Below are 8,436 nucleotides of genomic sequence, written 5' to 3'. Positions count from 1 at the left end.
TATTTATCTTCCTCAACGTATTTTGAGAGCAGCATGCCCTGGCCGAGCACGAAGACGAGCATCAGGCCCATGCCGCCGAACAGTTTGAAATTGACCCAGGTGTCGGTCGAGAAATTGAAGGCGATGACCAGGTTGAGGGCGCCCATGACCAGGAAAAAAGCGATCCAGGACAGGTTGACCGTCGCCCAGACTGGTTCGGGCAGGGTCAGTTGCTCGCCGAGCATGGTCTTGATGGCGTTTTTCTTGAGCACGTAGGCGCTGAAGGCCATGCTACCGGCGAATACCCAGTACAGGATGGTCGGTTTCCATTTGATGAAGGCTTCGTTCTGGAAGGCCAGGGTCAGGCCGCCGAAGACGACGACGAGGACGAGGCTGACCCAGAGCATTTTGTCGACTTTGCCGTGCCGGAAGTGCACCCAGATGATCTGGGCGACGGTGGCGGCGATGACGACGACGGTGGCGAGCAGGATCGGCGCCAGCTTGATGTCGTCGGGGACGAAACCAAGGAGCGAGCCCATCCAGCTGGCGGCGAGTTCGGGGCTCTTTTCCGCGTACTTGAAGCTGGCGAAGAAGAGGATGACGGGGAAGAGGTCGAAGAGCAGTTTCATGGCGGGGCATTATATACTGCGCAAAACAACTATCCAGCTAGCAGGGGAGTCCATGCACAACGTCCTGATCATCGATGACAGCGACATCAATCTGACGCTGATCAAGGCCTTGGTGCTCAAACTGGGTGACTGCAGCCCGACCTTGTTCGACCATCCGGTGGCGGCGCTTGAGTGGTGTCGCAGCAATGTACCCGATCTGGTCATCGTCGATTACATGATGCCGGAGATGGACGGCCTGAAGTTCATCAGTGCCTTCCGCGCCCTGCATGGCCGCAACGAGATTCCGGTGCTGATGATTACCGCCAACGATCAGAAGGACATTCGTTACGATGCCCTGCTCGGCGGTGCCAACGATTTCCTGACCAAGCCGATCGACCGGATCGAGTTCTCGGCGCGGGCCCGCAACATGCTGTCGCTGCGCACCGGGCAGAAGTACCTGGCCGACCGCGCCGAGCATCTGTCGGCGCTGGTCGAAGAGCGCACCGCTGAAATCCGCGAGCGCGAGAAGGAGCTGATTTTCCGCATCTCGCGGGCGGCCGAATTCCGCGATCCGGAAACGGGCGCCCATATCCAGCGCATGGCGCATTATTCCCAGATCATCGCGCTGGGTCTTGATCTGAGTATCGAGCAGCAGAGATTGATCCTGGAGGCGGCACCGATGCATGATGTCGGCAAGATCGGTATTCCCGATTACATCCTGCTCAAGCCGGGCAAGCTGACGCCGGAAGAGTTCGAGGTGATGAAAGGGCACGCCAAAATCGGCCATGAACTGCTTAAGGACAGTCGTTCGGAAATCATGAAAGCCGGCGCCGAGGTGGCGATTTCACATCACGAAAAATACGATGGAACAGGTTATCCGTATGCTCTCAAAGGGCATCAGATTCCGCTCTTTGGCCGCATTGTGGCGGTGGCCGACGTCTTCGACGCGCTGACTTCCGAGCGGCCGTACAAGCGGGCATGGCCGCTGGAGGATGCCTGCAAGTTTCTGGAAGATGGGCGCGGCAAGCATTTCGATCCGATGTGCGTCGAGGCTTTTCTGGCCGGTTGGGAGCATGTGCTGGACATCCGCCAGCGCTTCCGCGACGAGGAAGCGCCGCAAGTTTGAGCGCGCGTCAGCCGGCCGGGCTGAATGGAGGTGAATATGGCAGGGATTTTCGTGCTCGACAAAGCGTCGATTCTCGATCGCCTGGGCGGCGACGAAGAGATTTTCGCGATGATGGTCGACCTGTTTGTGCAGGATGTCGACCGCAATTGCGCGGCCCTGGCCACTGCCCTGGCCTCTGGTGATGCTGCCGTGCTGCGCCGTGAGGCGCATACGGTGAAAGGCTTGCTGGCGACGTTTTCCGATGAGGCGGGTGCGGCTGATGCCCGTGTTGTCGAACTGCGGGCGCGCGATGGGCTGGTCGCCGATCAGGCCGCGGCGGTGGCCGGACTGCAGGGGCGCCTGCGGGAAATTGCGGCGGTTTTAAGCGCCGGGTAGTTTGAGGAAAGCGGCGGCGCCGATGGCGCCGTCTTGCGGCCCGTGCGGCACGACGCCGAGCAGCGGGGCCGGTAGCAGCGTTTGCAGCGTGGCCAGATTTTCAGCGAAACGCGACATCGCCGGATCGATGCGGTTGGCGACCCAGCCGACCAGCTTGAGGCCGCGGGTGGCGATGGCTTCGGCGGTGAGTTGGGCGTGGTTGATGCAGCCGAGGCGCATGCCAACAACCAGGATGACCGGCAGGCCCAGGGCAACGGCCAGATCGGCGGTATTTTTTTGGTCGCCCAGCGGCACGCAGAAACCGCCAACCCCTTCGACGATGACCCGGTCGGCTTGCTGCCGAGCCGCGTCACAACTCGCCCGGATCGGCCCGAATTCGATGCTCACACCGGCTTCGGCCGCCGCGATGTGCGGTGCGATGGCGGGCTGGAAGCAATAGGGGTTGATGATCTGGCGGGGTAGTTCGACGTTGCTGGCGGCACGGATGGCTTCGACGTCGTCATTGAGCCCGGCGGTATCGGTGCCGGCGGCAATGGGCTTGAGGCCGGCGGCTTTCAGGCCGTCCAGCCCGGCCCGGTGGAGCAGGGCGCAGGTGATGAAGGTCTTGCCGATTTCGGTGTCGGTGCCGGTCAGGAAATAGGCGGGGCTCATTTTCGGGCGCTCATTTGCTGGCGTAGAGGGTGATCACGTCGTAGGTCAGCGGCAGGCCGGCCGGCGTGCGCAGTTGTTCGTAAGCCGTCTCGGCGCGCCGGAAGGTGGTGCGGCTCATCAGGCTGGTCCGTCGGCCGTCGCCGAGCTGGTTGGCGCCAATGGCCTTGACGGCGCGGAGCAGGGTTTTGAAGTCCGGGTAGTGGGCGATTTTTGTGCTTTTTTTCGGGTTGACCGTAGCAAAGCCGAGATTGACGGCGATTTTGCGGATTTCCTCGGGACTGTGAAAACTCAGCGTGTGCCGGTAGTGGTCGACCTCGGCAAAAGCGTAGCGCAGTTCGTGGAAGGTGGCCGGGCCGAGGCTGGCCAGGGCGACCAGGCCGCCCGGGCGCAGCGTGCGGTGAGCTTCGCGCAGGGCCGTGGCGAGGTCACACCACTGGACGGCGAGGCTGGACCAGTAGAGGTCAAGGCTGGCATCGGCCAGCGGCAGGTGTTCGAGATCGCCGGCGAGGCGGCAGCACGGCGCGCTGACGCGGTCGAGCATGGCCGGCGAGAGGTCGAGGGCGACGGCGTGGGCATCCGGAAAACGGGCGAGCAGGTCGGCCTGGGCAAAACCGGTGCCGCAGCCAGCATCGAGCAGGCGCGCCGGGGCGATGGCCGGCAGGCCTTCGGCGAGCTGGGTGCAGATGCGGCGCTGGATGTCGGCGGCGCTGTCGTAGGTCGGGGCGGCGCGCTCGAAGGATAGACGGATGCGCGCCTTGGACGGTTTAGTCATGCAGGAATCGCTGTACGGTGGCGACGAAATCATCTGGCCGGGAAATGAAGGGGGCGTGGGCGCAGTCGGCGAAGACGGCCAGTTGGGCGCCGGGAATCAGGGCGGCGAGGGCTTCGGCGGCAGCCAGCGGCATGAGCGGATCGGCCGCGCCGTGGATCAGGAGCGTCGGCGCTTTGACCTGCGGCGCCAGGTCGCGCAGGTCGACGTCGCGCAGCCAGTTCAGCCCGGTCGCCAGGACTTCGCCGGACGGGCGCGGGTCGGCGAGTTTGAGGAGTTCGAGCGTCACGGCCTTGGCGCGCCCGTCGCCGCGATTGAAGCCGCCGACGAAGCGCGGCAGCATGGCTTCGACATCGGCCGCGACGCCGGCCGCGAACTCGGCCAGGGTGGCCGGCGGCATGGCGTGCGGCCAGCCGTCACGCTGGACGAAGGAGGCGGTGCCGGCGACGAGAACGAGTTTGCCGACCTGGCCCGGATGGCGGGCGGCGACGGTCAGCGCCAGTTGGGCGCCGAGCGACCAGCCGGCCAGCGTCGTGCCGGGTTGCAGGCGGGCTGCAATGTCGTCGGCGGCGGCATCGAAATCGGTAATCAACGGCGCGCTGCCGTAGCCGGGAAAATCGAAAATCTGGCCATTTATCCGGTTGACCGTAGCATTGAGCAGGGTGCTGCCCAGGCACCAGCCGGGCAGGAAAATGAAGGGTCGGGCGAGGGGGGCGGTCATGCCAGTTCTTTCAGGGCCGTGACGAGTTGGTCGATGTCGGCTTCGGTATGGGCGGCGGAAACCGAAATGCGCAGGCGGGCCGTGCCTTTCGGCACCGTCGGCGGGCGAATGGCCGGCACCCACAGACCGCGTTCCCACAAGGCTTTTGATAGGGCGACGGTGGCCTCGTTTTCACCGACGATGAGCGGCTGGATGGCGGTCAGCGATGGCAGCAGCTTGAGCGGCAGGGCGGCCAGGCCGTCGCGCAACTGGCCGATGCGGGCCATCAGGTTGGCGCGCAAGGCGTCGCCGTTTTCGATCAGTTGCAGGCTTTTCGACAGGGCACAGGCGATGGCCGGCGGCTGGGCGGTGGTGAAAATGTAGCTGCGGCCTTTTTGCAGCAGGTATTCGATGGCCGTGGCCGACCCGGCGACAAAGGCGCCGCCGACGCCAGCCGCCTTGCCCAGCGTGCCCATGAGCAAAATGCGCGGCGAGGCGGGCAGGTTGAAGTGGGCGAGGCTGCCCCGGCCGTGCGCACCGAGGACGCCGAAGCCGTGCGCGTCGTCGATGACCAGCCAGGCGTCGTAACGCTCGGCTAGCGCGAAGATCAGCGGCAGCGGCGCGAGGTCGCCATCCATGCTGAACACGGCATCGGTGACGATCAGCTTGCGCCCGGCGCGGCTCGCGGCGAGCCGCTTTTCCAGCGCCGCGACGTCGTTGTGCGGGTAGCGCTGAACCTCGGCGCCGTTGGCCTTGGCCAACTGCATGGCGTCGATCAGCGAAGCGTGGTTGAGCTTGTCGGCAAACACCGCATCGCCCCGCCCGGCCAGGGTCGGCGTCACGGCAAGGTTGGCCAGGTAGCCGGTGGAAAAGGTCAGGGCGCGCGGAAAGCCGGTGAAGGCGGCGACTTCCTTTTCCAATGCCTCGTGCGGCGCCTGATGCCCGCTGACCAGGTGCGATGCCCCGCTGCCCGCCCCCCAGTGCCGCGCGCCATCGGCCAGCGCCCGGGCAATGTCGGCGTTGCCGGCCAGGCCGAGGTAATCGTTGGCGGCAAAATTGAGCCTGTTTTTGCCGTCGACCGTGGCAATCCGCCCGCAGGGGCTTTCCAGCACGCGGCGGCGGCGGGTCAGGCCGGCGGTTTCAAGTTCGGCGAGTTCGGTGGTCAGGCGGTCTTCAAGCGGGGTGCGTGTCATGGGGCGTTATTTTCCTGCAGCCAGGCGGGAATGTCGCGTTTTCCATGCAGCACGCGCCAGACGTCAACGTGGGTGTCGTGTTCGACGTAGAAAACCAGATAGGGATAGCGCGTCAGTGGCCAGAAACGCAGGCCGGGAAGATTCAGTTCGTGGGCGTAATGAGACGATCCCGTGGCCGGGTGGCGGGAAATGTGCGCGTAAGCCTGTTCCAGCGTATCGATGAAACCGAGGGCCGCATTCTCCGATCCCTCGCTCAGGAAATAGGCCAGTGTTTCGTCAATGTCCCGATTGGCTTGCTCGCGCGGGATGACCGGCTTCGTCTTCACCGCCCGGCTTGCTGAGCGACGCGCGCCCGCAAAGCCGCAAAATAGGCCGCGTCGGCCGGTGCCGCCGGGGCCGAAGCCGCGCCAGCCAGCAACAGCCCGCGCAACTGCAGGCGATCCTGATCCTTTCGAATCAGTTCGCGCACATACTCGCTGCTGGTGCCATAACCGCGCTGACTGACCTGATCGTCCACGAAGGACTTCAGCGCATCGGGCAGGGAAATGTTCATCGTGCTCATGGGTTTATCGTAGAGGGCTTGGCAAAAATTGGCAAGGATGGCGGTCCTATGTGGTTGTCTGATGCTCGGATGAGCTATCAGGCTAGTTGTTTTCCCTGTCGGTAATGTGCCGGGGAAAGCCGCTTAACCGAATCGAAGGATGATTTGTAGTCTGAGACATCCCAAAGCCAAGCTTCTTGAATCTCATACCGAGGACTATAGAGAACCCAGACCAGATAATCCCATTCGTAATTTGTCGCTTTGGGCACCCATGTAACCAAACTTCCGGGCTTGCCACTGGGGCGATTGCCTTTGACTTGGTAGCGAGCCCCGTTGAATTTGAAGTCGTAACCTTTTTGTACGGAGGTCATTCCTTGCATAGCGGCCGAATATTTTTCCAGGGAGCAGCCAACTAATTGGGCAGCATCAAATTCAGATAGGGCCGAGGTAATTGCAGGGGCGTTACCAAAAGATTGCTCCCATGCAAGCGCCGTCTCAACTAATCGTTGTTTCAGTACGTTCATATGTGCCCAGCTATTGAGTCTGCCAGTGCGCCCTTGATCGCTGCGCTCAGATGCTCAATATCCTCGTCGCTGACGATATACGGCGGCATCAGGTAAACCGTGTTGCCGATTGGCCGGATGAGCGCTTCGCGCTCCAGCGCGGCGCGGTAGAACTTGCGGGAGAAGTGCGGGTCGGTGGTGGCGACATCGAAGGCGGCGATCATGCCGCGCTGGCGCAGGTGGCTGACCTGCGGGTGAGCGGCCAGCGGGGCAAGGGCGGCGCCGATTTTTGCCGCTTTTTTCCGGTTGACCGTGAGCACGTCGTCGGACTGGAAAATGTCGAGCGTGGCGAGCGCGGCGCGGCAGGCCAGCGGGTTGCCGGTGTAGCTGTGCGAGTGGAGGAAGGCGCGGGCCACCGAGTCGTCGAGGAAGGCTTCGTAAATTGTGTCGGTGGACAGGACGATGGAGAGCGGCAGGTAGCCGCCGGAGATGCCTTTCGACAGGCACATCAGGTCGGGGCGGATGGGGTTGCCATCATTCGCGGCCTGCTCGTGGGCGAAGAAGCTGCCGGTGCGGCCGCAGCCGACGGCGATTTCGTCGCAGATCAGGTGCACTTCGTAGCGGTCGCACAGTTGGCGGGCAAGGCGCAGGTATTCCGGGTCGTACATCGCCATGCCGGCGGCGCCCTGGACGAGCGGTTCGACGATCAGGGCGGCGATCGTTTCGCCGTGGCGTTCCAGGTGGGCTTCCAGTGCGGCAGCGGCACGGCGGGCGACATCGGCTGGCGATTCCCCGGCTTCGGCCTGGCGGAAATCGGGCGAGGGGATGACGGTGGCGGCGCGGACCAGCGGCGCGTAGGCGTCCTTGAAGATGGCGACGTCGGTGACGGCCAGCGCGCCGACCGTTTCGCCGTGGTAGCTCCCTTGCAGGCAAAGGAATTCGGCTTTTTCCGGCCGGCCGATGTTGCGCCAGTAGTGGAAGCTCATCTTGAGCGCGATCTCGGTGGCCGAGGCACCGTCCGAGGCGTAGAAGGCGTGGCCGAGGGTGCCTGCGGTCAACGCCGATAAACGCTCGGAAAGTTCGATCACCGGCTGATGGGTGAAGCCGGCCAGCATGACGTGTTCGAGGGTGTCGAGCTGGTCGCGCAAAGCCGCGTTGATGCGCGGGTTGGCGTGGCCGAAGAGGTTGGTCCACCACGAGCTGATGCCGTCGAGGTAACGCTTGCCGTCGAAGTCGACCAGCCAGGCGCCCTGGCCGCGGGCGATGGGGATCAGCGGCAGGTGGGCCGGCGAACCGGTCTGCGCGTGGTGCTGCATCTGTGTGCACGGGTGCCAGACGGCGGCCTGGCTACGGGCCAGCCAGTCGGCGTTCGATGACGGAAACATGGTGATCAGAACCTCGACGCAGAGACGCAGAGACGCAGAGAAGGGCAAAGAAAGATTTTCGGGGTTCTCTCCGCGCCTCTGCGTCTCTGCGTTTCAATCAAGCATTTCATCGCGCTCAGTGCAGCACCTGCGAATTGGCCGCCGGCTGTTCCGGCATTTCGGCGTGCACCAGTTCGGCTTCGCGGTTGGGGAAGAGCGGGGCGCCGCAGTCGTCGCAGAATTCCATCGGGAAATGGTGGTCGAGGAAGACCACGTCCTTGACGCCGGCTTCGCGCAGCACGGCTTCGATTTCGCCGGCGGCGTCGGTCGCTTCGTCTTCGGCGCCGAGCAGCGGCCAGACGATGCCGTGATAGACCTCGTCACCGGTCGTCGGGCCGAGTCCGACGCGGTATTCCTCCATGCGGCGGTCGTAGCACGGGCCGACGACGGCGCGGATGTCAGCCGGCATGAGGGCCAGCATGCTCTGCAGGAAAGCCACCGAGGCTTTCAGCGAATACGGCCGCGACAGGCGGTCGGCGTTGCGGCAGGCGGCGTGGTAGGCATCGGGCAAGAGCGGTTGCCAGGCGCAGCCGGTAAGCAGCGGCTCGATATTCGGGCTGCCCTGCT

At 64.0% G+C, this 8,436-nt stretch carries 12 protein-coding genes; 2 read left to right on the top strand and 10 right to left on the bottom strand.

Annotated features, from left to right (window positions below; all coding sequences use genetic code 11):
• Window positions 1–608 (bottom strand): septation protein A (locus tag ADADOO_RS16305; RefSeq protein WP_511278564.1); only part of this gene is annotated, 608 nt, incomplete at its 3' end.
• Between the two features lie 52 nt (window positions 609–660).
• On the opposite strand from ADADOO_RS16305, the gene ADADOO_RS16300 reads away from it, so the two are divergent.
• Window positions 661–1,713, top strand: coding sequence for an HD domain-containing phosphohydrolase (locus ADADOO_RS16300; RefSeq protein WP_511278563.1), 1,053 nt, complete (start codon window positions 661–663; stop codon window positions 1,711–1,713).
• Window positions 1,714–1,749: 36 nt separating this feature from the next.
• The gene (locus tag ADADOO_RS16295; protein ID WP_511278562.1) at window positions 1,750–2,088 is read left to right on the top strand and encodes an Hpt domain-containing protein; all 339 of its coding nucleotides are present in this window, start codon (window positions 1,750–1,752) and stop codon (window positions 2,086–2,088) included.
• Here the strand turns inward: ADADOO_RS16295 and bioD are convergent.
• The 9 genes from bioD to ADADOO_RS16250 all read right to left on the bottom strand — a co-directional run.
• On the bottom strand, window positions 2,074–2,739 hold the full coding sequence (bioD, locus tag ADADOO_RS16290; protein ID WP_511278561.1) for a dethiobiotin synthase: 666 nt from the start codon (window positions 2,737–2,739) through the stop codon (window positions 2,074–2,076). The genes ADADOO_RS16295 and bioD overlap by 15 nt on opposite strands.
• A gap of 10 nt (window positions 2,740–2,749) precedes the next feature.
• Window positions 2,750–3,511, bottom strand: coding sequence for a malonyl-ACP O-methyltransferase BioC (gene bioC / locus ADADOO_RS16285; protein ID WP_511278560.1), 762 nt, complete (start codon window positions 3,509–3,511; stop codon window positions 2,750–2,752).
• The gene (locus ADADOO_RS16280) at window positions 3,504–4,229 is read right to left on the bottom strand and encodes an alpha/beta fold hydrolase (protein WP_511278559.1); all 726 of its coding nucleotides are present in this window, start codon (window positions 4,227–4,229) and stop codon (window positions 3,504–3,506) included. Before ADADOO_RS16280 ends, bioC begins: the two co-directional genes overlap by 8 nt.
• Window positions 4,226–5,401 (bottom strand): 8-amino-7-oxononanoate synthase, encoded by a 1,176-nt coding sequence (gene bioF / locus ADADOO_RS16275; RefSeq protein WP_511278558.1) that lies wholly within the window; start codon window positions 5,399–5,401, stop codon window positions 4,226–4,228. The genes ADADOO_RS16280 and bioF overlap by 4 nt, the downstream gene beginning before the upstream one ends.
• Entirely contained in the window at window positions 5,398–5,727 is a 330-nt protein-coding gene (locus tag ADADOO_RS16270) for a type II toxin-antitoxin system RelE/ParE family toxin (RefSeq protein ID WP_511278556.1), read from the bottom strand. Before ADADOO_RS16270 ends, bioF begins: the two co-directional genes overlap by 4 nt.
• On the bottom strand, window positions 5,724–5,963 hold the full coding sequence (locus tag ADADOO_RS16265) for a type II toxin-antitoxin system ParD family antitoxin (RefSeq protein WP_226495835.1): 240 nt from the start codon (window positions 5,961–5,963) through the stop codon (window positions 5,724–5,726). The genes ADADOO_RS16270 and ADADOO_RS16265 overlap by 4 nt, the downstream gene beginning before the upstream one ends.
• A gap of 77 nt (window positions 5,964–6,040) precedes the next feature.
• Window positions 6,041–6,466, bottom strand: a complete 426-nt coding sequence (locus ADADOO_RS16260) for a hypothetical protein (protein WP_511278555.1) — start codon at window positions 6,464–6,466, stop codon at window positions 6,041–6,043.
• Window positions 6,463–7,830, bottom strand: a complete 1,368-nt coding sequence (gene bioA / locus ADADOO_RS16255; RefSeq protein WP_511278554.1) for an adenosylmethionine--8-amino-7-oxononanoate transaminase — start codon at window positions 7,828–7,830, stop codon at window positions 6,463–6,465. The genes ADADOO_RS16260 and bioA overlap by 4 nt, the downstream gene beginning before the upstream one ends.
• A 115-nt stretch (window positions 7,831–7,945) precedes the next feature.
• A partial coding sequence (locus ADADOO_RS16250; RefSeq protein ID WP_511278553.1) for a DUF2863 family protein occupies window positions 7,946–8,436 on the bottom strand: 491 nt, incomplete at its 5' end.

It is taken from the genome of Azonexus sp., assembly GCF_036170495.1.
Classification (GTDB): Bacteria; Pseudomonadota; Gammaproteobacteria; order Burkholderiales; family Rhodocyclaceae; genus Azonexus.
This window is presented reverse-complemented; position numbering and strand designations above follow the sequence as displayed.

Bases quoted from the DNA above. Each gene is read 5' to 3' on its own strand.
- ADADOO_RS16300 (WP_511278563.1), top strand. From the start codon at position 661: ATGCACAACGTCCTGATCATCGATGACAGCGACATCAATCTGACGCTG.
- ADADOO_RS16295 (WP_511278562.1), top strand. From the start codon at position 1,750: ATGGCAGGGATTTTCGTGCTCGACAAAGCGTCGATTCTCGATCGCCTG.
- bioD (WP_511278561.1), bottom strand. From the start codon at position 2,739: ATGAGCCCCGCCTATTTCCTGACCGGCACCGACACCGAAATCGGCAAG.
- bioC (WP_511278560.1), bottom strand. From the start codon at position 3,511: ATGACTAAACCGTCCAAGGCGCGCATCCGTCTATCCTTCGAGCGCGCC.
- ADADOO_RS16280 (WP_511278559.1), bottom strand. From the start codon at position 4,229: ATGACCGCCCCCCTCGCCCGACCCTTCATTTTCCTGCCCGGCTGGTGC.
- bioF (WP_511278558.1), bottom strand. From the start codon at position 5,401: ATGACACGCACCCCGCTTGAAGACCGCCTGACCACCGAACTCGCCGAA.
- ADADOO_RS16265 (WP_226495835.1), bottom strand. From the start codon at position 5,963: ATGAGCACGATGAACATTTCCCTGCCCGATGCGCTGAAGTCCTTCGTG.
- ADADOO_RS16260 (WP_511278555.1), bottom strand. From the start codon at position 6,466: ATGAACGTACTGAAACAACGATTAGTTGAGACGGCGCTTGCATGGGAG.
- bioA (WP_511278554.1), bottom strand. From the start codon at position 7,830: ATGTTTCCGTCATCGAACGCCGACTGGCTGGCCCGTAGCCAGGCCGCC.